The organism is Roseicyclus persicicus, assembly GCF_012395815.1.
In the GTDB taxonomy this organism is placed as follows: domain Bacteria; phylum Pseudomonadota; class Alphaproteobacteria; order Rhodobacterales; family Rhodobacteraceae; genus Roseicyclus; species Roseicyclus persicicus.
Genome location: NZ_JAAZQQ010000001.1, coordinates 111,021 through 135,706, shown reverse-complemented (window position 1 = coordinate 135,706; position 24,686 = coordinate 111,021). Strand labels below are relative to the sequence as shown.

Here is a 24,686-nt window from a genome sequence, read left to right as displayed (position 1 = left end):
GACCGCCCCCGATGCCGACCGACACCACCCCGACAGGTTCGCAGACGCCCGGACGGGGCGGCCTCTACGCGCGCCTCAGCGTCGCGCAGAAGCGCACCGTGTGGGCCTGGGGCTTTCTCGCGGTGCCGATCCTGTTCTACGTCGTCATCCGCTTCTACCCGACCGGCAACGCCATGGTGCTGTCGTTCCAGGAATGGAACCTGCTGGGCGACCGCACCTGGGCCGGGCTCGACAACTACCGCACCCTCGTGGCCGACCCGGTGTTCTGGCAGGTGTTCCGCAACACCTTCGCCTACCTGCTGCTGGGCACGCCGATCAGCCTCGTGATCTCCTTCGTGATCGCCTACCACCTCGACCAGGTGCGCTTCCTGCACGGCACGATCCGGGCGCTCTACTTCCTGCCCTTCATGACCTCGGCGGTGGCGATGGCCTGGGTCTGGCGCTGGTTCTACCAGGACGTGCCGATCGGGCTGTTCAACAACATGCTGGCCTCGGTCGGCATCCCGCAGATCAGTTTCCTGCGCTCAACCACCAACGCGCTGCCGGCGATCCTCGCCCCCGCGATCTGGGCCGGGCTGGGGTTCCAGATCATCATCTTCATGGCCGGCCTGCGCGCCATCCCGCGCAGCTTCTACGAGGCCGCCAAGATCGACGGCGTCTCCAGCTGGACCGTGCTGTGGGAAATCACCCTGCCGCTCCTGCGCCCCACCATCGTGTTCATCGTGGTGCTCAGCTCCATCGGCTTCCTGCGCATCTTCGACCATGTCTTCAACATGACCAGCGCCGACCCCGGCGGGCCGCTGAATTCCACCAAGCCGCTGGTGCTGATGATCTACCAGACCGCCTTTTCCAGCTACGACATGGGCTATGCCGCCGCGCAGACGGTGGTGCTCTTCGTGATCCTGCTGGTGGTCAGCCTGATCCAGCTGCGCCTGTTGAGGGACCGCTGAGATGGCACAGGCCGACGAGCTGACGATCCGCGCCACCTCGGACACGCTCCTGCGCGCGCAGGCGGCGCGCAAGCAGGCCAGCGCCGCGCAGTTCGTCCGCTGGATGCTCCTGTTCGCGGGCGGCGTCATCATGGTGATGCCGCTGGCCTACATGATCTCCACCTCGCTGAAATGGCCGTGGGAGGTCTACGAGATCGGCCTGATCCCGCAGGAACCGACGCTGGAGAACTACACCTACGTGCTCGAGGACGGGCGGTTCTTCGGCTGGTTCGTCAACAGCCTCGTCATCGCCACGATCACCACGCTCTCGGCGCTCTTCTTCGACAGCCTCGTGGGCTACACGCTCTGCAAGTTCCAGTTCCGGGGCCGCTACATCGTGTTCATCGCGATCCTGTCGACGCTGATGATCCCCACGGAAATGCTGGTGATCCCGTGGTACATGATGAGCCAGAGCTTCGGCTGGCTCGACAGCTACTGGGGCATCATGTTCCCCGGCCTGATGACCGCCTTCGGGGTGTTCCTGATGAAGCAGTTCTTCGAGACGGTGCCCGACGATTTCCTCGAGGCCGCGCGGATCGACGGGCTGAACGAATTCCAGATCTGGTGGCAGGTGGCGATGCCGATGGTGAAACCCGCGCTGGCCGCACTTGCCATCTTCATCTTCCTCGGCAACTGGACGGCGTTCCTCTGGCCGCTGATCGTGACCACCTCGCCCGACCTCTACACCCTGCCCGTGGGCCTCGCGTCCTTCGGCGACGAGGCGGACGTGGCGTGGGAGCTGATCATGACGGGTGCCGCGATCTCCACCCTGCCGACGCTGATCTTCTTCCTGATCTTCCAGCGGTTCATCATCCGCGGGGTCGTGATGGCGGGGTTGAAGGGGTGAGGGCCGGTCCGACAAAGTCGGCAAAAGGTCCAGTGGACCTTTTGAGGCCCGAACGGGCGGAGCCCCGGGCATGACCGATACCACCACCTTCCCCGATCCGGTCTACCGCGACACGGTGCTGGCGCCGCTCTTCGAAGGCGTGAAGACCCATTTCGCCGACCACATGGACGCGATCAACCGCGCCCATCTGGTGATGCTGGTGGACACCGGGATTCTAAGCCGAGAAGAGGGCAAGGCCATCGCCGAGGCGCTCGACGCCATCGCCGCCGAGACCGACCGCGCGGCGCTCACCTACACCGGCGAGCACGAGGACTGGTTCTTCCTCGTCGAGGCGGAACTCAAAAAACGCCTCGGCGACCTCGGCGGCGCGCTCCACACCGCGCGGTCCCGCAACGACATGGACCACACCCAGTTCAAGATGGCGCTGCGGACCCGCGCCGAGGACGCGCTGGCCCGGATGCTCCGCCTCGCCACGGCGCTGCTCGACAAGGCGCGCGCCGAGCGCGACACGCTGATCGTGGCCTACACCCACGGACAGCCCGCCCAGCCCTCGACCTTCGGCCACTACCTCGCCGCGGTCATCGAGGTGCTCCTGTCCGACATCCGCCGCCTCGACGCCGCCATCGCCCCCCTGGACCTCTGCCCGATGGGCGCCGCCGCCATCACCACCAGCGGGTTCCCCATCGACCGCGCGCGCATGGCCGACCTCCTCGGTTTCGCCGCGCCCAAGGTGAATGCCTACGGCTGCATCGCCTCGGTCGACTACGTCACCGGCCTCTACTCCGCGCTGAAGCTGCCGATGATCCACCTCGGCCGCGTGGTGCAGGACATGGCGTTCTGGTCCGCCTTCGAGGTCGGCCAGCTCCACGTCCCCCGCAGCCTCGTGCAGATCAGCTCGATCATGCCACAGAAACGCAACCCGGTGCCGATCGAACACCTGCGCCACATGGCCTCGGTCGCCGCCGGGCGCTGCGACGTGATCGTCAACACGATGCACAACACCCCCTTCACCGACATGAACGACAGCGAGGGCGAGGTGCAGCAGGCGGGCTACGGGGCGTTTGAGCACGCCACGCGCGTGCTCGACCTCCTGACCGCCTTCCTGCCGGCCTGTTCCATCAATGCCGACCGCGTCGCGCGCACCACGGATGCCGCCTGCATCACCATCACGGAACTGGCCGATACGCTGGTGCGGTCCGAGGGCCTCAGCTTCCGGCAGGCGCACGAGATCGCCGCCGCCACCGCCCGCGCCGTGATCATGGAGGATGCCCCCCTCAAGCAGGGCTACCCCGCCTTCGCCGCCGCCTTCGCCGAAACCACGGGCCGCGCCCCCGCCCTGACGCGGGACGCCTTTGCCGAGGCGGTGGACGCGCGAAGCTTCGTCACCCGCCGCGACCGCATCGGCGGGCCGGCACCCGCCGCCCTCGATGCGGCCTTCACGGGCTACGCCGACACGCTTGCCACCCTCACCGCGGCGCAGGCCGACCGCCTCGCCCGCCGCAGCGCGGCCGCCCAGCGCCTCGACGCCGCGTTCCAAGACCTGAAAGGCCCCCGATGAGCCAGCTGATCCTGCGCGACCTCGTGAAACGCTACGGCACCACGCAGGTCCTGCATTCCATCAACCTGACCGTGGAGCAGGGCGAATTCGTCGTCCTCGTCGGCCCGTCCGGCTGCGGCAAGTCCACCACGCTGCGCATGATCGCGGGGCTGGAGGAGATCAGCGGCGGCACCATCGAGATCGGCGGCCGCGTGGTGAACAACCTGGAACCCAAGGACCGCAACATCGCCATGGTGTTCCAGAACTACGCGATCTACCCACACATGACCGTGCGGCGGAACATCGGCTTCGGCCTCAAGACGGCGAAGCTGTCCAAGGCCGAGAAGAACGCCCGCATCGACGAGGTCGCCGCGATCCTAGGCATGACCGAGTACCTGGAACGCAAGCCCGCGCAGCTGTCGGGCGGCCAGCGCCAGCGCGTCGCCATCGGCCGCGCCATGGTGCGCGACCCGGCCGTGTTCCTGTTCGACGAACCGCTGTCGAACCTCGACGCGCAGCTGCGCACCCAGATGCGGCTCGAAATCAAGAAACTCCACACCCGCGTCGGCCGCATGATGATCTTCGTGACCCACGACCAGGTCGAGGCGATGACGCTGGCCGACCGCATAGTCATCATGAAGGACGGCCATATCCAGCAGATCGGCACGCCCGCGCAGGTCTACCACGAACCCGCCAACACCTTCGTCGCGCAGTTCATCGGCGCACCGCAGATGAACCTGCTGAAGGCCGAGGGCACGGGCACGGGCGTCCGCCTCTGGAACGGGGTCGAGATCGCGGTGCCGGGCATCCAGATCGCGCCGGGCCGCCCCGTCAGCTTCGGCATCCGCCCCGAGGACCTGAAATCCGACGCCAGCGCGGTGCTGTCGGGCACCGTGACCGTGGCCGAACCGCTGGGGGCCGAGACGCTGGTCTACGTCGATGTCGACGGGGTGGAGGTGACGGCGACCGCCCCGGGCCGCACGCCGCCCCGCGCGGGCGACCGGATCGGCCTCGGCCTGTCGGGGGACAACGCGCACCTGTTCGACAGCGCCAGCGGCCAGTCCCTGCGCACAGCGCGGGCGTGACCCCAAACGACAACAGGGGCCCATGGGGCCCCTGATGAACTGGTCGGAGTGAGAGGATTCGAACCTCCGGCCCCTGCCTCCCGAAGACAGTGCTCTACCAGGCTGAGCTACACTCCGACCGTGCCGCGCGGGATAGCGCCGCCGGGGCGGCATTGCAAGAGGCTTCGGCCGCTCCCGCGCGGATCGCCGCGGCGGCCGCGCCGGTCACTCGGCCGGGTCCTCCCGGTCGCGCATCAGGGTGGACACGCGCGGCGACACCGGCAGGCCCAGCCGCGTGCGGGTCCGCAGCACCGGCGTGGTCCGCGAGACGCCCACGCGCCCCTCGCGCAGCACGATGTAGACCCCCGAGGCAATGATGATCCCCGCCCCCAGCGCGGTGGGCAGGTCGAGCGACTCGTCGAACAGGACGACGCCGTAGAAGGTCGCCCAGAGGATCTGGGAATACTGCATCGGCGCCACCACCACGGCCGGCGCGGCCCGGTAGGCCCGGATCACCAGATGCGTCGCCACCAGCGCCAGCGCGGCGATCACCGCGAGGCCGGCCAGGTCGATCAGCGGCATCGGCCGGTAGACGAAGGGCAGCGCCGCGCCCATGAACAGGAAGTTCCCGATCATCGGGTAGAGGATCAGCACCACCGACCGCTCCTCGCGCCCGACCTTGCGCATGATCACCGCGCCCAGCGCCCCGGTGAAGGCCGACAGGAGCGCCGCGAGGTGGCCCAGCGTCAGCGGCTCGGCCCCGGGGCGCAGCACCACCATCACCCCGGCAAGCCCCACCACCACGGCGATGCCACGGCGGATGCCCACGCGCTCGCCCAGCATCGGGATCGCAAGCAGCGTGATCAGCAGCGGGGCGGCGAAGAGGATGGCGTAGGTCTGCGCCAGCGGCAGCACCGAGAAGGCATAGAAGGCCGTGACCCCTGTGATGACCACGGCGACGGTGCGGACCAGTGTCCACAGCGGGTGCTTGGGGATCAGGTTCGCCTCGGAGCGGTCGCGCAGCAGCAGCAGCGTCACCAGCGGAAAGCCGAACAGCACGCTGAAGAACACGGTCTGCACCGGCGAATAGGTGCCGCCCAGCGCCTTGATGATCACGTCATGGGTGGCGTAGATCCCGAAGGCCAGGAGCGCGAGAAGCGCGCCGCGGAGGATGGGGCTCGTGTCGGTCATGGGCCGGACACTGCCCCGGCCCGGCCCCGCCGTCAAACCCGTCCGCGCGCCGTCAGCGGCGCAGCGCCGGCAGGCCGACGCCCGCCGCCTCGAAGCCGCCGTCGACGGCCAGCACCTGCCCGGTGATGTAGCTGGCACGCTCCGAGCAGAGGAAGGCGATGGCCTCGGCGATCTCGCGTTCCGACCCGTAGCGGTTCAACGGGATCGCGTCGTGGTAGGCGTCGATGATGTCCTGCGTGTGCACGGCCATGGCCAGCTTGGTGCGCACCGGACCGGGGCAGACGCAGTTGGCGCGGACGCCGTGCTCGCCCAGCTCCACCGCCTGCTGCTGGGTCAGCTGGATCACCCCCGCCTTGGACGTGCCGTAGGCCACCCGCAGCGTCGAGGCGCGCAGGCCCGAGATCGACGCGATGTTGACGATGGCCCCACGCCCGGCCCGCAGCGCCGGGGTCAGGGCCTGGCTGACCAGGAACACGCCGTCGAGGTTCGTCTCCATCACCCTGCGCCAGCGGGTGAAGTCGGTCGCCTCGATCGGCCCGAAATCGGCCACGCCCGCGTTGTTCACCAGCGCGTGGAGACCGTCCGACAGGCCGGCCTCCTCCACCATGCGGGCGACCTCCGCCGGGATCGAGACATCGGCCACCACCGGCACGACGCCCGCCAGCCCATCGGCCGCCTCGGCCAGCGCGGGCGCGTCGCGGTCGACCATGACCACGCGGTATCCCTCCTCGAGGAACAGCCGCGTGGTGGCCAGCCCGATGCCCCGCGCCGCGCCGGTGACGAGCGCCCTGCGCATGTCAGACGCTGGCGGCCAGCTTGGCGACGATGGCGTCGCCCATCTGCGCCGTGGAAATCGGCGTGCCGCCCTCGGGGCCCATCAGGTCGGCGGTGCGCAGGCCATCGGCCAGCACCGCGTTCACGGCGTGCTCCAGCCGCTCGGCCTCGGACCCGAGGTCGAAGGAATAGCGCAGCGCCATCGCAAAGCTCAGGATGCAGGCGATGGGGTTCGCCTTGCCCTGCCCCGCGATGTCGGGGGCCGAGCCGTGCACCGGCTCATACAGCGCCTTGGGCCGGCCGTTCTCCATCGGCGCGCCGAGCGAGGCCGAGGGCAGCATCCCCAGCGACCCGGTCAGCATCGCGGCGAGGTCGGACAGCAGGTCGCCGAACAGGTTGTCGGTGACGATCACGTCGAACTGCTTGGGCCAGCGCGTCAGCTGCATCGCGCCGGCGTCGGCGTACATGTGCGACAGCTCGACGTCGGGGTATTCGGCGTCGCGCACCTCCTGCACGACCTGCCGCCACAGCACGCCCGATTCCATGACGTTGGCCTTCTCCATCGAGCAGACCTTGTTGCCCCGCCGCCGCGCCAGCTCGAAGGCCGACCGGGCCACGCGGGCGATCTCGGACTCGGTGTAGCGCTGGGTGTTGATGCCCACGCGCTCGTTGCCTTCCTTGATGATCCCGCGCGGCTCGCCGAAATAGACGCCCGAGGTCAGCTCGCGCACGATCATGATGTCGAGGCCGGCCACCACGTCCTTCTTCAGCGACGAGAAATCGGCCAGCGCGTCGAAGCACTGCGCCGGGCGCAGGTTGGCGTAGAGGTCCATCTCCTTGCGCAGCCGCAGCAGGCCGCGCTCGGGCTTCACGCTGAAATCCAGCACGTCGTATTTCGGCCCGCCCACGGCGCCGAGCAGGACGGCGTCCACCTCCTGCGCCTTGGCCATGGTGGCGTCGGTCAGCGGCGTGCCGTGCGCGTCGTAGGCCGCGCCGCCCACCAGGTCCTCGGTCACGGTGAAGGAAATGCCCCGCGTCCCGAACCAGTCGATGACCTTCCGCACCTCGGCCATCACTTCGGGGCCGATCCCGTCGCCGGGAAGGATCAGGAGAGAACGGTCGGTCATGGTCGGGTGTCCCTTGGCTGGATTGGTCAGCCTCGCCTAGCCAAGCCGTGACGGGGCGTCAAGCAAGCCCGGGCGGCTCAGGGCGGCGCGATCCCGATGTCCACCCAGACCAGGCGGTGGTCCGAGGCCGCCGCCGCGACCGACAGGGGCAGCACGCCGTCCTCCCCCTCGGGCCAGAGCACGCCCGCCGCCGCGACCCGTAGCGCGGCCGAGGGCAGGATGTAATCGACGCGCAGGTCGCCGGGCACCGGCTCGGGCCAGTCGGCGGTCTCGGTCCCGCCGCTGGGGCGGCGCGGGACCGGGTCCTGCAGGCGCGGATGGGTGAGCAGCGCCGCCAGCGCCGCGCGCCGCCCCTCGCCCCGGTCGGGGTCGAGGTTGAGCGTGCCCATCAGCGCGAAGCGGTCGGTCGCCAGCCCCGGCCCCCCGGGCGCCCAGCCGTCGAGGTAGAGCTGCCAGAACCGCAGCTCGTCGGCGTTGCGGCGGCCGTTACGGTCCTCGGGCCCGTCGAAGACCGGGGGGCCGGCGTGCAGCGCCAGGATGTGCAGCGGGCCGCCCGGGGCCTCCACCGCCACGTCCCAGGCGGCCACGCTCGCCAGCCGCAGCACCGGCAGCGCGGCCTCGGGCACGACCGACGCCGCCGCGCCGCCCGGCAGGTCGGACCAGAGATAGGCGCTGAAGTCGCGCACCGGCCCGATCGGGTGCCGCGACAGCAGCGCCATGCCCCCCTGCCCGCTGAAATGCCCGTAGCCATGGGCATCCCGCGCCCGCCAGCTGCGCCCGTCGCCGTCGAGGTCGTGGCCCGTGGGCCGGCCCGTGTTGGGGCGCAGCGCCAGCCGGTGGGGATAGGCCGCGCCCGCCTCGGCCAGCCGCGCGGCCAGCGCGTCGAGCGCGGCCAGCCCGGCGTCCCAGTCGACGTCCTGCAAGAGAACGATGTCGGCATCGGCCGCCGCGATGACCTGCAGGCTGGCCGCCACCTGCGCGTCCTCGCCCCGGCGGATGTCGCGCAGGAGGAGGCCGGGGCCGTCCCGGCTCAGCCCGCTGTGGAAGGTGGCAAGCCGCAGGGTGTCGGCGGCCGCGGCACGGGGGAACGCCCCCGGCGCGGCGGCCAGAAGGATGGCAAGGATCAGGCCAGCCGCGCGGCGTCCGCCCCGACCGAGGCCACCAGCCGGGCCCGGCGCTGGCGGATCATCCCGGCGATCCGCGCCATCGCCATGCCGCGCATGACCATGCTGAGCGGCAGGAACATCCATAGCGCGATCCCCCAGACCATCGCGTGAGGCGAGGCGACGACCTGCAGCCCGATGTGGTTGGCCGCGGTCAGGCCGACCACCGGGAGGATGAATGCAACGCTAATGCCTAAGATAATGTTAACGCGGGCGTCCCGGGTCAGCCGGGCGACCACGTCGCCACCGGTCGTGGGGTCGAAGGTGGGCAGGTTCACCCACACGTTGAAGGCCTGCCCCCGGCTCGGCCACTGCTGCAGCCGCAGGAGAAGCGCGAACACCACCAGCGCCGCCAGCGAGATGAAGGCCGCAAGCCCGGTCATGACCTTGACCTGCAGCGCCGACACCGGCGCCGCCGTGGCCGGAATGCTGTTCAGCACCACGGTCAGCGGGCTCCACGAGACGTCCAGCGCCTCGCCGATCAGAAGCCCGAGCGCGTTCAGCACCAGCGGCAGGGTCGAGCCCGGATCGGACCCGCCGGCCACGACGCTGAGGAAGAACAGCATGAACAGCAGCGACAGGATGCGCACCCGGTTGAAGGGCGGCGCGTCGCGGAACTCGATCAGCGCGGGGTAGGTGGAGCCATACTCGATCGCCGTGAACAGGCCCAGCGTCAGCCCCACGAGCATCACCATCTGCGCGCCTTCCTGGGTGGTCCCCGGAAGGAGCAGCGACGGAGTCGCGACGACCAATACCACGATGGCCGCGCGCACCAGGGCGCCCACAAGCCTAGCCAGCACTGCCTCTCACCTCGATCGCGGCGGCATCGGGACCGCCGGTTATCACTCCGATGCGTCGCATAACGCCACGCATTGAAAGCATTCTTTTGGCGGCAAGGTGCCTAAAGGTTGACGGGCTGGCAAGAATTGCGACGCCCTTTCGCCACAATTCCGCCGCATTGGCATCATGGGTGTCGCCGGTTTGCATCACAGCGCCGGCGGGCGCCGCCGGGCCTCAGACCCAGGGGCGCGCCTGTCCGGCCTGCGTTTCGAAGGCCTCGATGGCCGCGGCCTTCTCCAGCGTCAGGCCGATGTCGTCCAGCCCGTTCAGCAGGCAATGCTTGCGGAAGGCGTCGACCTCGAAGGAGATCGAGCCGCCGTCCGGGCCGGTGATCGTCTGGTTTTCCAGGTCGACGGTCAGGATGGCGTTGGCGCCGCGCTCGGCGTCGTCCATCAGCTTGTCGACGTCCTCCTGCGGCAGGACGATCGGCAGGATGCCGTTCTTGAAGCAGTTGTTGAAGAAGATGTCGGCAAAGCCCGGCGCGATCACGCAGCGGATGCCGAAATCGAGCAGCGCCCAGGGCGCATGTTCGCGCGAGGAGCCGCAGCCGAAGTTGTCGCCGGCGACCAGGATCTGCGCGTTGCGGTAGGCGGGCCGGTTGAGCACGAAATCGGGGATCTCGTTGCCGTCCGTGTCGTAGCGCATCTCGTCGAAGAGGTTCTTGCCAAGCCCCGAGCGCTGGATCGTCTTCAGGAACTGCTTGGGGATGATCATGTCGGTGTCGACGTTGATCAGCGGCAGCGGCGCGGCGATACCGGTCAGGGTGGTGAACTTCTCCATGGGGCGTCTCCTCGGTCGGACGCGCCCGCTTTAGCCGCTCGGGGCCGGGCGGGCAAGGCGGCGATGGGGCTCAGCGCCGCTCGACCAGCCGGCCCTCGACATACTGGTGCACGATGGAGGCGAGCAGCGTCTGGTAGGGCATCCCCAGCTCGGCGGCGCGGGCCTTGAGCCGCTCCAGATCCTCGACCGGCAACCGCAGCGAGATCGGCTTGCGCCGGGCCGCCAGCGTCGTGCGCGCGATCTCCTCCAGTTCGGCCTTCCGTTCGGGGGTCAGGTGGGACACCAGCGTGCCCTCGTCGAAGGCCTTGTCGAAGGCCTCCATGATCTCGCGCTCCTCGTCGTCGAGCGGGGTTTCGTCGAATTTCATCTGGCCCGGGCGTTTCATGACTGGTCTCCGATATAGCGGCGCGTCGCCTTCCGGTTGCGATAGGCGGTCTTCAGGAACACCGTGTCACCGTCCCTCACATAGGGCACGATGACCGCGTACCCGTCCCAGGCGACCACGTAGGCCCGCTGGTGCGGAAAGTTGCGGCTGGGGTTCTCGATATCATCGAGCAGGCCGCCCGTCTCGATCGCGAGGACGAGGGCGTCGAACTCCAGCCCCCGATCGGCCCGCAGCGCCGCCTCCTTCTCTGCACTCCACCGATACGCAACCACAACATACTCTGTATATACAATATCACGACATGCCGCTCAATCCCGCCTACCCCGGCACGGCAAAGGTCAGGTTGGCCCAGAGCGTGCGCCACTCCGGGTCGGTCGCGGCCGCGGGCTCCACCGGCTCCAGCGCCACGGCGTCGACCATGTAGCGGTGGCCGGGCGTCACCGGCAGGCGCGCGATGCCGTCTGCGTCGGTGCGGTGCAGCGTGATCGTCACGCTGCCGTCGGGCGCCTCGTCGAACAGCTCCACCTGCGCGTCGGCCCGCACCGCGTCGTCGAGCCAGAGCTGCACCGCCATGCCCCCCGACAGGTCGTCGGTGTAGGGGTTCGTCAGTGCCACCAGCTCGGTCCGGAGACCGACGCGGGCGTCCTGCCCGGCCCCCTCGCCCACCGCGACCAGCGACTTGGCGTAGCGGATGTAGGTCTCGCGCACGTCGACCTGGTCGAGCCCGCGCGCCGCCTGCATCGCGGTGACGTCGCCCAGGTCCTTGTGCTCGGCGAAGGAGAGGAAACGCTCCCACTCCGACCAGGTCAGGGGCAGCGCGCGGGTCTGGTGCACCACGACAGCCAGCCCCTCGGGCAGCCCCGCCACCGACAGCGCGGGGATGTCGCCCAGCCGCCCCTCGACCGGCCGCACCTCTCCGCCGGTCCGGATCTCGAAGCGGTCGAAATTCCGCGTCAGGTAGGCCTGCGCATTGCCGCGGAATTCCTCCCCGACGCGCAGGTCGGCCGCGACCACCGCGCCCGGCGCGACCACGAAGGCGTCGGGGTCGATCCAGAATTCGTGAGCCAGCGCCCCCTTGCCACCGAGGGCAATCGCCGCAACTGTCACGGCCAGTCTCAAGATCCTCATCGCCCGGTCCCTTCCCTGATGTCCCGCCCGATCCTGTCCCGGCTGCTCGGCCTGTCAATGGCGCTCCTGCTCACGATTGCAGGAGCCGCCCGCGCGCACGAGATCCGGCCGACCATCGCCGACGTCGAGGTCGGCGCCGAGCAGGTCACCCTGACCCTGCGGATCACGCTGGAGACGCTGCTGGCCGGCATCGACCTCGACAGCGTGCAGAACACCAACGACGCGCCCGAGGCGGCGCTCTACGACATGTTCCGCGCGATGGCGCCCGAGCGGCTGGAGGCGGCGCTCCGGGCCGACTGGGCGCGCATCGGCCGCGGCTTCCTGATCGAGGTCGAGGGCCAGCGCCTGACGCCCGTCATCGCCGCCGTCGACATCCCCGCCGCGGGCGACCTGGAACTGGCCCGCGACAGCATCCTGACCGTCACCGCGGACCTGCCGCCCGGCGGGGCCGGCGTGCGGCTGGGCCTCGCGCCGGGCTACGGCACCTTCGTGCCGCGGCAGGTGGGCGGCGGCGACGACGCCTACGAGGGCTTTCTCGCCGGCGGCGAGATGACGCCCGAACTGCCCCGCGCCGAGGTGCTGACCGAGGGCGCCGGCGCGGTGTTCCTGCGCTACATCGGGGCGGGGTTCGAACACATCGTGCCGCTGGGCCTCGACCACATCCTGTTCGTGCTCGGCCTCTACTTCTTCGCCACGCAGGTGGGGCCGCTGCTGTGGCAGGTCTCGGCCTTCACGCTGGCGCACACGATCACGCTGGCGCTGGCGGCGACCGGCACGGTGACGGTGCCGGCCAGCGTGGTGGAACCGCTGATCGCGGCGACCATCGTCTACGTCGGGGTCGAGAACACGCTGGGATGGGGCAATGTCCGCGGGCGCACGGCGCTGGTCTTTGGCTTCGGGCTGCTGCACGGCCTCGGCTTCGCCAGCGTGCTGGGCGATTACGGCATCGCCTCGGGGCGCTTCGTGCAGGCGCTGGTGGGCTTCAACATCGGGGTGGAGTTCGGCCAGCTCGCCGTGATCGCGGGGGCCTTCGCGCTGACCGGCTGGTTCATCGCGCGGCCCTGGTACCGGCGCGCCATCGCCATTCCGGCCTCGCTTTCCATCGCCGCGGTGGGGGCGTATTGGGTGGTGGAACGCACGCTCCTCTGACGGCCCCCACGACATGCTGAGCTTCCTGGCCGAGAACCGGCGCTGGCTCTCCACCGGCCTCCTGCTGGCGCTCGGGGCCTGCCTCGGGCACACTTGGTTCATCGCGCTCTTCGCGGGCGAGATCCGGGCCGAATACGGCCTGACCGACGGGCAGTGGGGCCTGATCTACACCGCCGCGACGCTGGCCTCGGCCGCGCTCCTGTTCGGGCGCGGATCCTGGGCCGACACGGTGCCCCTGTCGCGGCTCGCGCCGATGGTGGCGGTGGTCTTTGCCGGGGCGGCGGTGCTGATGGCGGTCGGTCAGGCCGTCTGGATGCTGGGCATCGCCGTGTTCCTGCTGCGCTTCTGCGGGCAGGGCATGTTCAGCCACATCCAGCAGACCGCGATGGCGCGCTGGTTCGTCGCCACCCGCGGCCGCGCCATGGCCATCGCCAATCTCGGCTACACCACGGGCCAGATCCTCCTGCCGCTGCCCGCCGTGCTCCTGATGGGCTGGATCGGCTGGCGCGCGAGTTGGCTGGTGGTGGCGGCGATCCTCCTGGTGGTGATCCTGCCGCTTCTCCTCTGGCTCCTTGCCCAAGACCGGTCCCCGCAGGGCAGCATCGGCGGCGTCGCGGGCGCGCCGGGCCTCGGCGGGCGGCACTGGCGGCGGCGCGAGGCGCTGCGCCACTGGCTGTTCTGGGCGCTGGTGCCGCTGATGCTGACGCCGGGCTACGTCGGAACGGTCGTGTTCTTCCACCAGGTCCACATCGCCGAGATCAAGGGCTGGTCGCTGGTCGCCATGGCGCCCGCCTATCCCGCCTGGGCGCTGTCCGAGGTCGCAGCCGCCTTCGCCGCGGGCTGGTTCGCAGACCGCTTCGGGCCGGCCCGGCTCCTGCCGCTGGCGGCCGTTCCGATGGGGGTCGGCATCGCGATGATCGGCCTGGCGGACACCCCCCTGGCCTGGATCGTCGCCATCGGGCTGATCGGGGTGACGCAGGGCATCGCCAACACGGTCTGGGGCACGCTCCTGCCCGCGACCTACGGCACCAACCACATCGGATCGGTCCGCGCGGTCGCCAGCGCCGTGCTGGTCGTCTCGACCGCGCTGGGGCCGGGCGTCGGGGGCGTCATCATCGACGCCGGCATCCCGGTGCCGCAGCAGGCGGGCGTGATGGCGGTGTGGTGCCTCGGGCTGTCGGTGGCGATGGTCTGGGTGACCCGGGCGTTGTCCCGGGCGGGGTGAGGGGAAGGGTCTTGCAAGACCCTTCCGCCGATCTTGCAAGATCGGGGCAAGCGTCTTGCAAGACGCTTGCCCGCGGCCGTCACATCAGCTCGCGCACATCCGTCAGGCGGCCGGTCACAGCCGCCGCCGCCGCCATCGCGGGGCTCATCAGGTGGGTGCGCCCGCCGCGCCCCTGCCGCCCCTCGAAGTTGCGGTTCGAGGTCGCCGCGCAGCGCTCGCCCGGCTGGAGCTGGTCGGGGTTCATCGCCAGGCACATGGAGCAGCCGGCCAGCCGCCACTCGAAGCCCGCCTCGCGGAAGATCTCGGCCAGCCCCTCCTCCTCGGCCTGGGCGCGCACGAGGCCCGAGCCCGGCACGACCATGGCGCGCTTCACCTTGATCTTCTTGCCCTTCAGGATCGCGGCCGCGGCGCGCAGGTCCTCGATCCGGCCGTTGGTGCAGGACCCGATGAACACCGTGTCGATCTCGATGTCCCTGAGCGGCGTGCCGGGCTTGAGGCCCATGTAGTCGAGCGACCGCTTCGCCGCGTCGACCTTGCCGCCCTTGAAGTCCTCGGGCGCCGGCACCGCGCCGGTGATCGGCAGCACGTCCTCGGGGCTGGTGCCCCAGGTCACGACCGGCGCGATGTCCTCACCGCGGATCGTGACGACCTTGTCCCAGTGCGCGTCATCGTCGGAATAGAGCGTCTTCCACCACGCGAGCGCCGCCTCCCACTGCGCGCCCTTGGGCGCATGGGGCCGGCCCATGACATAGGCAAAGGTCTTTTCGTCCGGCGCGATCAGGCCCGCGCGCGCGCCGCCCTCGATCGCCATGTTGCAGACGGTCATCCGGCCTTCCATCGACAGCGACCGGATCGCCTCGCCGCAATACTCGATCACGTAGCCGGTGCCGCCGGCGGTGCCGGTGTGGCCGATGACGGACAGGGTGATGTCCTTGGCGGTGACGCCCGGCGCGAGCCGGCCGGTGATCTCCACCTTCATGTTCTTCGACTTCTTCTGGATCAGCGTCTGGGTGGCCAGCACGTGCTCCACCTCCGACGTGCCGATCCCGTGCGCCAGCGCGCCAAAGGCGCCGTGGGTCGCGGTGTGGCTGTCGCCGCAGACCACCGTCATGCCCGGCAGGGTCCAGCCCTGCTCGGGGCCGACGATGTGCACGATGCCCTGCCGGATGTCGGTCACGGGATAGTAGTGGATGCCGAAGTCGCGCGCGTTCTTGTCGAGCGCGGCCACCTGGATGCGGCTTTCCTCGGGCATCTCGGCGGGGTTCTCGCGGCCCGCCGTGGTCGGCACGTTGTGGTCGGGCACCGCGATGGTCTTGTCGGGTGCGCGCACGCTGCGGCCGGTCATCCGCAGCCCCTCGAAGGCCTGCGGGCTGGTCACCTCGTGCACGAGGTGGCGGTCGATGTAGAGCAGGCTGGTGCCATCCTCGGCCTCGTGCACGAGGTGGGCGTCCCAGATCTTGTCGTAGAGCGTCTTGCCGGTCATCGGGTCTGTGTCCTTCGGGGGGCGGGCGTCTCGGGGGTCAGGCAGGCGGCGGGCGCGGTCAGAGACCGCCCAGCCGCGACCGGCGCGCGCCGTGAAAGCGCCAGGGCAGGCGCGCCCGATCCCCGATGTCGAAAAGCCCGGTCATGTCAGCGACGCGGATACATCGCCGCGCGGGCGAATCCAAGTGTTCCGCTTGCGGCGGGGGCGGGATGGGATAGGATTCGGGTACGCAACGGGAAAGGCCGGCATGGAGCCAGAGACCCCGACACCGGGGACCGACGCCGCAGCGGGGCAGATGCCCGGCCCCGAGGAGCTGGCCGCGCTCGGCCGCGACCTCCTTGGGCAGGCCGCCACCTTCCTTGAAACGCTGCTGCGCCCGTGGAACGCCTACCAGCTGGGGATCGCGCTGGCGCTGCTGCTGGCGGCCTGGATCCTGCGGCAGGTCTTCGGCGACCGCATCCGCGCCTGGATGGGCACGCGCGAGGGCTGGCCGACCTGGCGGATGCGCGTCCTCGTGGTGGTGCACCGCCGGCTGATGGGCATCTTCTTCGTGGCGCTGGTCTGGACCACGGTCTGGATCATGCGCGAGGTCACCTGGCCGTCGCGGTCCTACCTTCTGACCGTGGTGGCCGAGCTGGCCACCGCCTGGCTCTTCGTGGCGCTGACGACCCGGCTGATCCGCTCCGCGATCCTGCGCATGGTGGTGCGCTACGGTGCCTGGATCTACGTCACGCTGGCGATCCTGAACATCCGCGACGAGGCCGCCCGGCTGCTCGACGGGATCGGGGTGTCGTTCGGCGGGATGCGGCTGTCGCTCCTGCTGGTGGTGCAGGCGGCGGTGGTGGTCGCGGCGCTGGTGATCGGGGCGCGGCTCCTGTCGCGTGCGACGGCCGCGCGGATCCAGAGCAACGCCGACATCTCCCCCTCGATGCAGGTGCTGATCGTCAAGCTGACGCAGCTGGGCCTCTACGGGCTGGCCATCTTCGTGGGGCTCCGGGCCACGGGCATCGACCTGACGGGCCTTGCCGTGCTGTCGGGCGCGATCGGCGTGGGCCTCGGCTTCGGCCTGCAGAAGGTGGTGTCGAACCTGGTGTCGGGGGTCATCATCCTGCTCGACAAGTCGATCAAGCCCGGCGACGTCATCAGCCTCGGCGACACCTTCGGCTGGATCGAGACGCTGGGCGCCCGCTACGCCAGCGTGGTGACGCGGGACGGCAAGGAATACCTGATCCCGAACGAGGACCTGATCACCGGGCAGGTGGTGAACTGGTCCCATTCCAACGAGTTCGTGCGCCTCGACCTGTTCTTCGGCACCGCCTACGCCAACGACCCGCACGAGGTGCGCCGGATCGCCGTCGAGGCCGCCAAGGGCGTGCGCCGCGTGCTGCACGACAAGCCGCCGGTCTGCCACATCGTGGGCTTCGGCGACTCCAGCGTCGACTACATCCTGCGGTTCTGGATCCGCGACCCGACCGAGGGGCTGACCAACATCCGCGGCAACGTCTACCTGGCGCTGTGGGACGCCTTCAAGGCGAACGGCATCACCATCCCCTTCCCCCAGCGCGAGGTGACGGTGCTGGACAGCGCCGCGCGGGCCGCCGTGGCGGACTGAGGCGCCCCATCCCGCAGCGGCGCGCCCGGCGGCCGGCGTCGCTTGAGTATTTGGAAAGCAAAGATGAGGTCAGAGGGACTTCGTCGTGCTCAGCATCCGCGCGTCGAGGCGCAACTCGATCAGGTGCAGCCCGCCCCGGTCGGCGGCGTCCAGCGCGGGCGCCAGCTGGTCCATCCCCGTCACCAGGTGCCCGGTCCCGCCATAGGCGGCGGCCAGCTGCACGTAGTCGGGGTTGAACAGCTCGGTGCCCGAGACGCGGCCGGGGTAGTGGTTTTCCTGGTGCATCCGGATCGTGCCGTAGCGGCCGTTGTTGGCGATGATGACGGTGATGTCGGCGCCGTGCTGGCGGGCGGTCGACAGCTCCTGGATCGTCATCTGCAGGCAGCCGTCGCCGGCGAAGCAGATCACCGGGCGGTCGGGGTGTTCCAGTTTCGCCGCCACCGCGGCGGGCAACCCGTAGCCCATCGAGCCGGATGTCGGCGCGAGCTGCGTCCGGTAGCCGTGGTAGCGCCCGTAGCGATGCAGGAAGGCGGCGTAGTTGCCAGCCCCGTTGGTGTAGATCGCGCGGCCGGCGTAGCGGTCGGAGATCAGGCGCACGACCTGTTCCATCTTGACGTCGCCGGGGGTCTCCTGCGGCACCTGCCAGGCCTCGTAGTCGGCACGGGCGGCCTGCGTCCACGCAGCATCCCGGATGCGCCCGTTCGCACCGCGCAGCGCCGCCAGAACGGCGGGGGCGGGCGCGGCGAGGCTCGCCGTCGGCTGGTAGACCGCGCCGATCTCGTCGGGGTCGGGGTGGACGTGGAGGATGGTCTTGCCGGGCGCGGCCGGGTCCACCAGCGTGTAGCCGTTGGTCGCCGTCTCGCCCAGCCGGGCGCCGAGGATCAGGAGGGCGTCGGCCGCCCGCAGCCGCGCGCCGAGCCGCGGGTTCATGCCCACGCCGAGGTCGCCGATGTAGTTCGGATGCCCGTTGTCCATGTAGTCCTGCCGGCGGAAGGTGACGGCCACGGGCAGGCCCGTCGCCTCGGCCAGCGCCTGCAGATCGGCCTGCGCCTCGGCGCTCCAGCCCGGGCCACCGGCCACGACCAGCGGGCGGTCATGCGACAGGAGCCGGTCGAGCAGCGCATGGGCCGCGCCCGCATCCACCGGCTGCTGCGGCACCTGCGCGGGGCCGAGGTCGGGCACATCGGCCTCGGCCGACAGCACGTCCTCGGGCAGCGCCAGCACCACCGGGCCGGGGCGGCCCGACCGGGCGACATGGAAGGCGCGGGCGATGTATTCGGGCAGCCGCGCGGTGGTCTCGACCTCGGCGGCCCACTTCACCAGCGGGCTGAAGAAGCGCCGGTAATCCACCTCCTGGAACGCGCCGCGGTCGCGGTCGGTCAGGGCGATCTGGCCCACGAACACCACCATCGGCGTCTGGTCCTGCATCGCGACGTGCAGGCCCGAGGACGCGTTGGTCGCGCCGGGCCCCCGCGTGACGAACAGCACCCCGGGCTCGCCCGTCAGCTTGGCGTGGGCCTCGGCCATCATCGCCGCGCCCCCCTCCTGCCGGCAGACGACATTCTGGATGGCGTGATCGTAAAGCCCGTCGAGCGCGGCGAGAAAGCTTTCGCCCGGCACCGAGAACACGCGCCTGACCCCGTTGATCGCCAGCTGGTCGGCGAGGATTTTTCCCCCGTGGCGTTTGGACATGGCGACCTCCCGGTTTATCTGCCGCGGACATGGTTTTGAACGGAGGGCGCGGGGAATGTCCAGCTTGAGGCTTCTTGGGATCTGTGGATCGCTGCGGGCGGGGTCGTGGAACCGCAAGCTGATGCTCGAGGCCGCGCGGATCTTCGACCCGGCGGAATTCGTCGACGCGAACCTGCGCCTGCCGCTCTACGACGGCGATCTCGAGACCGCCCACGGCATCCCGCCCGAGGTCCAGCTGCTGGCCGACCAGATCAAGGCCGCCGATGCCATCGTGATCGCGGGGCCGGAGTACAACAAGGCGATGTCGGGCGTGCTGAAGAACGCGCTCGACTGGGTCAGCCGGACCAAGGGCGGCCCGTGGCGGGACAAGCCCGTGGCGATCCTGTCGGCGGCGGCGGGGCGAGCGGGGGGCGAGCGGACGCAGATGACGCTCCGCCACGCACTGACCCCGTTCCGCGCCCGCGTGCTGCCCGGCCCCGAAGTGATGATCGCGGCGCCCGACCGGGAATTCGACGCCGAGGGGCGGCTGGTGAACGAGATGCCGGTCAAGCTCCTGACCGAGCTGATGGCCGATCTGCGTCGGGCGGCCGCCTAGAGGCTCGCCTCCGGGCGGAAGGCGTCGGGGATCGCGTCGCGGCCGTCGAGGATCAGGTCGGCCATCAGCCGCGCCACCATCGGCGCCATGCCGAAGCCGATCTTGAAGCCGCCATTGGCGACATGGGCGCCCGGCCGCGCCGGGTGCGCGCCCAGCATCGGCGCGCGCGACCGGGCCCGGGGGCGCACGCCGGCCCAGCGGTCGATGACGGGCGCGTCGCGCAGCGCGGGGCAGAGCCGGCGGGCGGTGTCGATCAGCGCGTCTAGCTGGGCGTCGGTGCCGGTCGCGTCGGCGTAGTCGCGTTCCGAGGTGGAGCCGATGGCGGTGGTCCCGTCGGCATGGGGCACGATGTGCAGCGCCTCGGCGAACAGTTGCGGGGCATGGCGCAGGTCGGCGGCGAACAGCGCCGCCTGCCCCTTCACCCCGGTGCCGACGGGCTTGCCCAGCGCCTGCGACAGCTCCTGCAGCCCCGCGGCGCCGGTGGCCCAGACCTCCACGCCGGCCGGCCCCTCCGCCTCGGCGCCGATGCGCCCGCCCGTGGCCCCGATCGCGGCGGCCAGCGCGGCGCAGGCGCGGCGGGGGTGGAGGCGGGCCGACAGCGTGTCGTGGATCAGCCAGCCCGTGGGGCTGTCGAGCAGGCCCGGGTGGTCGGCGGCGGGCACCACCTGCCACAGGTAGCGCCCCTGCCAGAGGTCGCGCGCGCCCCCGGCCCGCTGCCGGGCCAGCGCCAGCGCGGCCTCGTCCGCCACCGGCTGCAGCCGGCCCGTCCGCGCATAGCCCGGATCGGTGCCCCCGGCCTCGGCCACCCCGGCCCAGAACCCCTCGGCCATCTCCAGGCTCTCGAACTGGACCTGCTTCTTGGCGTTCCAGTTTTCCGGCACATGCGGCGCCAGCGCGCCGACCAGCCCGCCCGACGACCCGGCACCGACCCCGAAAGGGTCGACCACCTGCACCTTTGCCCCGCGGCGGGCGCATTCCCAGCCGATCGAGAGGCCGAAGATCCCCGCCCCGTGGACCGTCACGTCCGCCATTGCCAATCCCGCATGCTTGCCGCAGTGTCGCGGCCGTATCCCGGGCAGGATTAGACGAGCAGCGCGGCATGGACCAGCCGAGACATCAGATCGCGTGGCGCGAGGGCGGCGTGCCGGTCTCGCAACTCTTTGACGATCCGTTCTATTCGCTCGAGGACGGGCTGGCCGAGACGCGCCACGTCTTCCTGACCGGCAACGGCCTTCCCGACCGCTTCCGGCCCGGCTTCCACATCGCCGAGCTCGGCTTCGGCACCGGCCTGAACCTCGTCGCCGCGGCGTTGGCATGGGACGCGAGCGGGACCAACGGCCCCCTCCGCTTCACCAGCTTCGAGGCCTTCCCGCTGGCCGGCGCCGAGGCCCGCGCCGCGCTTGCGGCCTTCCCCGAGGCCGCGCCCTATGCCGACGCCATCGCCGCGGCGCTGGACGGGGACGGGCGGATCGAGACCCCCACCCTCTCGGCCCGCATCGTGTTCGGCGACGCGCGCGCCACGGTGCCGGCCTGGGACGACCAGGCCGACGCGTGGTTCCTCGACGGCTTCGCCCCCGCCCGCAACCCCGAGCTGTGGGAGCCCGCGCTGCTGCGCGCCGTGGCCGCGCACACGGCCCCCGGCGGCACCTGCGCGACCTATTCGGCGGCGGGCCATGTGCGCGCGGCGCTGGCCGCGGCGGGTTTCACGGTGGACCGCATCCCCGGCTACGGGCGCAAGCGGCACATGACGAAGGGCCGCCGCCCATGAGCGCGCAGAACACGCGGCTCGGCATCTGGCTGATGGTCGCCACCACCTTCGTCTTCGCCATGCAGGACGGGATCAGCCGGCACCTGGCGGGCGAATACAACGTGCTGATGGTGGTGATGATCCGCTACTGGTTCTTCGCTGCCTTCGTCATCGCGATGGCCGCGCGCAGCGCGGGCGGTCTGCGCGCCGCGGCGGCCACCTCGCAGCCCTGGGTGCAGGTGACGCGCGGCGTGCTGCTGGCGACCGAGATCTGCGTGATGGTGCTGGCCTTCGTGCTGCTGGGCCTCGTCGAAAGCCACGCGGTCTTCACCTCCTACCCGCTGCTGGTGGCGGCGCTCTCGGGCCCGATCCTGGGCGAAAAGGTCGGCTGGCGGCGCTGGACGGCAATCGGGATCGGCTTCGTGGGGGTGCTCATCATCCTGCAGCCGGGGGTGCGGGTGTTCCAGCCCGAGGCGCTGGTGCCGCTGGCGGCGGCCTTCATGTTCGCGCTCTACGGGCTCCTGACCCGCTACGCGGCGCGCAAGGATACCACGACGGTCAGCTTCTTCTACACCGGCACCGTGGGCTGCGTGGTGATGACGGCCGTCGGCGTCTGGTTCTGGGAACCGATGACCGGCCCGGACTGGGGGTGGATGGCGCTCCTGTGCGTGACCGGGGCGCTGGGGCACTGGCTCCTGATCAAGACCTACGACGTGGCCGAGGCCAGCGCGGTGCAGCCCTTCGCCTACCTGCAGCTGGTCTTCGCCGCGACGCTGGGGATCACGGTGTTCGGCGAGCGGCTGGAATGGAACGTGGCGCTCGGCGCGGCGCTGGTGGTGGCGGCCGGCGTGTTCACGCTCCTGCGCGCCCGCGCCAAGGAAAAGGGGCGCGCCTGACGGGCCGCGGCGCAAGGGTCTTGCAAGACCCTTGCCCGCCTCTTGCAAGAGGCGGCCAGAGCCTTGCAAGGCTCTGGCGCAGCGCCTTGCAAGGCGCTGGCGCCCTCACTCCTTGGGCTTGTCGTCGTAATCGTCGCGCAGGATGCGGTGGGCGTCGCCGTCGGGGTCGTCGAACTGCCCCTTGCGCAGCATCCACCAGAAGGCCACGAGCCCCGCGAGGCCCATGCCGAGGCTGACCGGGATCAGCAGGCCGAGAATGTCCATCGCGGTCTCACTTCAGTCTCAGGGCGTTGAGGGACACGGTGATCGACGAGGTCGACATCGCCAGCGCCGCGATCAGCGGCGAGCACAGGCCCGCCACCGCCAGCGGCACGGCCAGGATGTTGTAGGCCGCCGCGATGCCGAAATTCTCGCGGATGCGCTTGGCCGCCACCGTCGCGGTCACGCAGGCCTCCGAAATCGGCGCCAGCGACCGGCCCATCAGGACCATATCGGACGCCGTCCGCGCGGCGTCCAGCGCCGAGGCCGGCGAGATCGACACATGCGCCGCCGCCAGCGCCGCGGTGTCGTTCAGCCCGTCGCCCACCATGAGCACCTTGGCGCCGTCGGCGGCCAGCGCGGCCACGCGCGCAACCTTGTCCTCGGGCAGCGCCTCGGCCACCACCTCGGCGATGCCGATGCGGGCGGCGAAGCGGTCGACCGCGCCTTGCGAGTCGCCCGAGATCAGGATCACCCGCTTGCCCGCCGCGACCAGCGCCGCCACCGTCTCGGCCGCGCCCTCGCGCAGCGTGTCGGTGAAGGTCAGCGCGCGCGGCGCGCCCGTCCCGATGCGCAGGAAGGTGGCGGTCACGTCCGGCGCCTCGGCCCCGACCCAGGCCGCGCGGCCCAGCCGCACCGGCTGGTCGCGCCAGCGCCCCTCGATGCCGAAGCCCGGCACCTCGGCGATCTCCTCCACCCGCGCCGGCCGAAGCCCGCGCGCCCGCAGCCCGCGGGCCAGCGCGACGGCCAGCGGGTGCGAGGACGCCTCGGCCAGCGCCAGCGCCACCCGCATCTCGGCCTCGGGCTGGGCCTCCAGCGCCACGGGTTCGGGCGTGCCGGTGGTCAGCGTGCCGGTCTTGTCGAACACCACGGTGTCGACCTCGGCCAGCCGCTCCAGCGCGGTGCCGTTCTTGATCAGGAGCCCGCGGCGGAACAGCCGCCCGGAGGCGGCGGTGGTCACGGCGGGCACAGCCAGCGCCAGGGCGCAGGGGCAGGTGATGATCAGGACCGCCGCCGCGATGTTGAAGGCCAGCCGCATGTCCTGCGTGTGCATCCACCAGCCGACGGCGGCCGCCGCGGCCAGCACGTGGATGCCGGGCCCGTACATCTTCGCCGCGGTGTCGGCCCGGACGCTGTAGTTCGCGCGCCCCGCCTCGGCGACGGCGACGAGGTCGGCGATCCGGTGCAGGGCGGTGTCGCGGCCCGCGGCGCGCACCTCGACGGTCAGGGGGCCGGTCAGGTTGACCTCGCCCGCGCTGACCTCGGTGCCCGGCCCGGCAAAGGCCGGCAGGCTCTCGCCGGTCATCAGCGAGCGGTCGAGCTCGGACTGGCCGCCGCGGACCACCCCGTCGACCGGGATGCGCCCGCCGGGCCGCACCATCACCACGTCGCCGGGCGCCAGTTCGGCGGCCACGACGACGCGCTCGCCCGCCTCGGTCAGGAGCGTCGCGCGCGGCACTTCCAGCGCGGCCAGTTCCCGCGCCGCCGACCGCGCCGCACTGCGGGTGCGGTGGTCGAGGTAGCGCCCGCCGAGCAGGAAGAAGCACAGCATCACCGCCGCGTCGAAATAGGCATGGTGCCCCGACAGCGCGGTCTCGTAGAGCGAGGTGCCGAGCGCCAGCAGCATCGCCGTGGTGATCGGCACGTCCATGTTGATCCGCCAGGCCCGGAGCGCGCCCCAGGCCGAGACGTAGAAGGGCCGCGCGGCGAAGATCACCGCCGGGATCGCGATGGCCGCGCTGATCCAGTGCATCATGTCGCGCGTCACGCCCTCGGCGCCGGACCAGACCGCCACCGACAGGAGCATGACGTTCATCATCGCGAAGAAGGCCACGGCCAGCCGCATCAGCAGGTCGCGGCCCTGCCGGTCGGCCTCGGTGGTGGCCAGCACGCCGGGGTCGAGCTCGTGCGCCTCGTAGCCCGCGCGCTCCAGCACCTCGGCCAGCGCCTCGGCGGTCACCTCGGGCCCGGCCTGCACCGCGGCGCGGCGCAGCGTCAGGTTCACCCGCGCCTCGCGCACCCCCGGCACCGCCGCCAGCGCCTTTTCCACCCCCGAGATGCAGCCCGCGCAGTGGATGCCCGGCAAGGACAGCATCAGCGTCGCGTCCCGGGGCAGCTCGGCCAGGTGCTCGGCCGCGGGGGCGGCGTTGCAGGCCGGGCAGGCCGAGGGGCGGACATGCTCGAAGGTGGCGGTCACCGCGGCC

24 protein-coding genes and 1 tRNA gene are annotated in these 24,686 nt (G+C 71.0%); 10 read left to right on the top strand and 15 right to left on the bottom strand.

What is annotated here, in order from left to right:
- Positions 1 to 11 precede the first annotated feature (11 nt).
- The 4 genes from HCU73_RS00730 to HCU73_RS00715 all read left to right on the top strand — a co-directional run bounded on the left by HCU73_RS00730 (position 12) and on the right by HCU73_RS00715 (position 4,458).
- Entirely contained in the window at positions 12 to 950 is a 939-nt protein-coding gene (locus HCU73_RS00730) for a carbohydrate ABC transporter permease (RefSeq protein ID WP_168621492.1), read from the top strand.
- 1 nt (position 951) lies between these two features.
- Positions 952 to 1,836 (top strand): carbohydrate ABC transporter permease, encoded by an 885-nt coding sequence (locus HCU73_RS00725; protein ID WP_168621491.1) that lies wholly within the window; start codon positions 952 to 954, stop codon positions 1,834 to 1,836.
- A 70-nt stretch (positions 1,837 to 1,906) separates the two neighbouring features.
- Positions 1,907 to 3,394 carry an argininosuccinate lyase gene (argH, locus tag HCU73_RS00720; RefSeq protein ID WP_168621490.1) on the top strand — a complete coding sequence of 496 codons (1,488 nt, stop codon included), beginning with the start codon at positions 1,907 to 1,909 and terminating at the stop codon, positions 3,392 to 3,394.
- Positions 3,391 to 4,458 (top strand): ABC transporter ATP-binding protein, encoded by a 1,068-nt coding sequence (locus HCU73_RS00715; RefSeq protein ID WP_168621489.1) that lies wholly within the window; start codon positions 3,391 to 3,393, stop codon positions 4,456 to 4,458. Before argH ends, HCU73_RS00715 begins: the two co-directional genes overlap by 4 nt.
- Before the next feature lie 40 nt (positions 4,459 to 4,498).
- Here the strand turns inward: HCU73_RS00715 and HCU73_RS00710 are convergent.
- The 10 genes from HCU73_RS00710 to HCU73_RS00665 all read right to left on the bottom strand — a co-directional run bounded on the left by HCU73_RS00710 (position 4,499) and on the right by HCU73_RS00665 (position 11,825).
- Positions 4,499 to 4,575 (bottom strand) — tRNA-Pro (locus HCU73_RS00710).
- An 87-nt stretch (positions 4,576 to 4,662) separates the two neighbouring features.
- Positions 4,663 to 5,628 carry a DMT family transporter gene (locus HCU73_RS00705; RefSeq protein ID WP_168621488.1) on the bottom strand — a complete coding sequence of 322 codons (966 nt, stop codon included), beginning with the start codon at positions 5,626 to 5,628 and terminating at the stop codon, positions 4,663 to 4,665.
- Positions 5,629 to 5,680: 52 nt separating this feature from the next.
- Positions 5,681 to 6,424, bottom strand: coding sequence for an SDR family NAD(P)-dependent oxidoreductase (locus tag HCU73_RS00700; protein ID WP_168621487.1), 744 nt, complete (start codon positions 6,422 to 6,424; stop codon positions 5,681 to 5,683).
- Position 6,425: 1 nt separating this feature from the next.
- On the bottom strand, positions 6,426 to 7,529 hold the full coding sequence (gene leuB, locus HCU73_RS00695; protein ID WP_168621486.1) for a 3-isopropylmalate dehydrogenase: 1,104 nt from the start codon (positions 7,527 to 7,529) through the stop codon (positions 6,426 to 6,428).
- Positions 7,530 to 7,606: 77 nt separating this feature from the next.
- Positions 7,607 to 8,503 (bottom strand): endonuclease/exonuclease/phosphatase family protein, encoded by an 897-nt coding sequence (locus HCU73_RS00690; RefSeq protein ID WP_168621362.1) that lies wholly within the window; start codon positions 8,501 to 8,503, stop codon positions 7,607 to 7,609.
- 149 nt (positions 8,504 to 8,652) lie between these two features.
- The gene (locus HCU73_RS00685; protein ID WP_239025405.1) at positions 8,653 to 9,387 is read right to left on the bottom strand and encodes a hypothetical protein; all 735 of its coding nucleotides are present in this window, start codon (positions 9,385 to 9,387) and stop codon (positions 8,653 to 8,655) included.
- 319 nt (positions 9,388 to 9,706) lie between these two features.
- On the bottom strand, positions 9,707 to 10,312 hold the full coding sequence (gene leuD / locus HCU73_RS00680; protein ID WP_168621484.1) for a 3-isopropylmalate dehydratase small subunit: 606 nt from the start codon (positions 10,310 to 10,312) through the stop codon (positions 9,707 to 9,709).
- Positions 10,313 to 10,382: 70 nt separating this feature from the next.
- Positions 10,383 to 10,697, bottom strand: a complete 315-nt coding sequence (locus HCU73_RS00675) for a CopG family antitoxin (protein WP_210730443.1) — start codon at positions 10,695 to 10,697, stop codon at positions 10,383 to 10,385.
- Positions 10,694 to 10,969, bottom strand: coding sequence for a toxin (locus tag HCU73_RS00670; RefSeq protein ID WP_168621482.1), 276 nt, complete (start codon positions 10,967 to 10,969; stop codon positions 10,694 to 10,696). The genes HCU73_RS00675 and HCU73_RS00670 overlap by 4 nt, the downstream gene beginning before the upstream one ends.
- Positions 10,970 to 11,015: 46 nt before the next feature.
- Positions 11,016 to 11,825: a DUF4198 domain-containing protein gene (locus HCU73_RS00665; protein WP_168621481.1), complete on the bottom strand. Its 810-nt coding sequence runs from the start codon at positions 11,823 to 11,825 to the stop codon at positions 11,016 to 11,018.
- A gap of 18 nt (positions 11,826 to 11,843) precedes the next feature.
- Here HCU73_RS00665 and HCU73_RS00660 point away from each other — a divergent pair, with 18 nt between their 5' ends.
- Both HCU73_RS00660 and HCU73_RS00655 read left to right on the top strand, forming a co-directional pair.
- On the top strand, positions 11,844 to 12,974 hold the full coding sequence (locus tag HCU73_RS00660) for a HupE/UreJ family protein (protein WP_168621480.1): 1,131 nt from the start codon (positions 11,844 to 11,846) through the stop codon (positions 12,972 to 12,974).
- Positions 12,975 to 12,987: 13 nt separating this feature from the next.
- Complete coding sequence (locus tag HCU73_RS00655; RefSeq protein WP_168621479.1) at positions 12,988 to 14,199, top strand: MFS transporter; 1,212 nt, start codon at positions 12,988 to 12,990, stop codon at positions 14,197 to 14,199.
- Positions 14,200 to 14,278: 79 nt separating this feature from the next.
- Here the strand turns inward: HCU73_RS00655 and leuC are convergent, their stop codons facing one another.
- Complete coding sequence (gene leuC / locus HCU73_RS00650) at positions 14,279 to 15,682, bottom strand: 3-isopropylmalate dehydratase large subunit (RefSeq protein WP_168621478.1); 1,404 nt, start codon at positions 15,680 to 15,682, stop codon at positions 14,279 to 14,281.
- Between the two features lie 247 nt (positions 15,683 to 15,929).
- On the opposite strand from leuC, the gene HCU73_RS00645 reads away from it, so the two are divergent.
- Positions 15,930 to 17,294, top strand: coding sequence for a mechanosensitive ion channel family protein (locus tag HCU73_RS00645; protein WP_420853571.1), 1,365 nt, complete (start codon positions 15,930 to 15,932; stop codon positions 17,292 to 17,294).
- Positions 17,295 to 17,363: 69 nt separating this feature from the next.
- On the opposite strand, the gene HCU73_RS00640 is transcribed toward HCU73_RS00645, so the two are convergent.
- A complete protein-coding gene (locus tag HCU73_RS00640) occupies positions 17,364 to 18,986 on the bottom strand; it encodes a thiamine pyrophosphate-dependent enzyme (RefSeq protein WP_168621477.1) in 1,623 nt (540 codons plus the stop codon).
- A 55-nt stretch (positions 18,987 to 19,041) separates the two neighbouring features.
- Between HCU73_RS00640 and HCU73_RS00635 the strand changes: the two genes are divergently transcribed.
- Positions 19,042 to 19,581, top strand: a complete 540-nt coding sequence (locus tag HCU73_RS00635) for an NADPH-dependent FMN reductase (RefSeq protein WP_168621476.1) — start codon at positions 19,042 to 19,044, stop codon at positions 19,579 to 19,581.
- On the opposite strand, the gene HCU73_RS00630 is transcribed toward HCU73_RS00635, so the two are convergent.
- Positions 19,578 to 20,612: an NAD(P)/FAD-dependent oxidoreductase gene (locus HCU73_RS00630; protein ID WP_168621475.1), complete on the bottom strand. Its 1,035-nt coding sequence runs from the start codon at positions 20,610 to 20,612 to the stop codon at positions 19,578 to 19,580. The genes HCU73_RS00635 and HCU73_RS00630 overlap by 4 nt on opposite strands.
- A gap of 68 nt (positions 20,613 to 20,680) precedes the next feature.
- Here HCU73_RS00630 and mnmC2 point away from each other — a divergent pair, with 68 nt between their 5' ends.
- Both mnmC2 and HCU73_RS00620 read left to right on the top strand, forming a co-directional pair.
- Positions 20,681 to 21,349 carry a tRNA (5-methylaminomethyl-2-thiouridine)(34)-methyltransferase MnmC2 gene (gene mnmC2 / locus HCU73_RS00625; RefSeq protein WP_168621474.1) on the top strand — a complete coding sequence of 223 codons (669 nt, stop codon included), beginning with the start codon at positions 20,681 to 20,683 and terminating at the stop codon, positions 21,347 to 21,349.
- Positions 21,346 to 22,224, top strand: a complete 879-nt coding sequence (locus HCU73_RS00620; protein WP_168621473.1) for a DMT family transporter — start codon at positions 21,346 to 21,348, stop codon at positions 22,222 to 22,224. The genes mnmC2 and HCU73_RS00620 overlap by 4 nt, the downstream gene beginning before the upstream one ends.
- A 105-nt stretch (positions 22,225 to 22,329) precedes the next feature.
- Here HCU73_RS00620 and ccoS read toward each other — a convergent pair whose 3' ends face one another.
- Positions 22,330 to 22,488: a cbb3-type cytochrome oxidase assembly protein CcoS gene (gene ccoS / locus HCU73_RS00615; RefSeq protein WP_168621472.1), complete on the bottom strand. Its 159-nt coding sequence runs from the start codon at positions 22,486 to 22,488 to the stop codon at positions 22,330 to 22,332.
- Between the two features lie 7 nt (positions 22,489 to 22,495).
- A complete protein-coding gene (locus HCU73_RS00610; RefSeq protein WP_338051950.1) occupies positions 22,496 to 24,679 on the bottom strand; it encodes a heavy metal translocating P-type ATPase in 2,184 nt (727 codons plus the stop codon).
- Between the last annotated feature and the right edge of the window lie 7 nt (positions 24,680 to 24,686).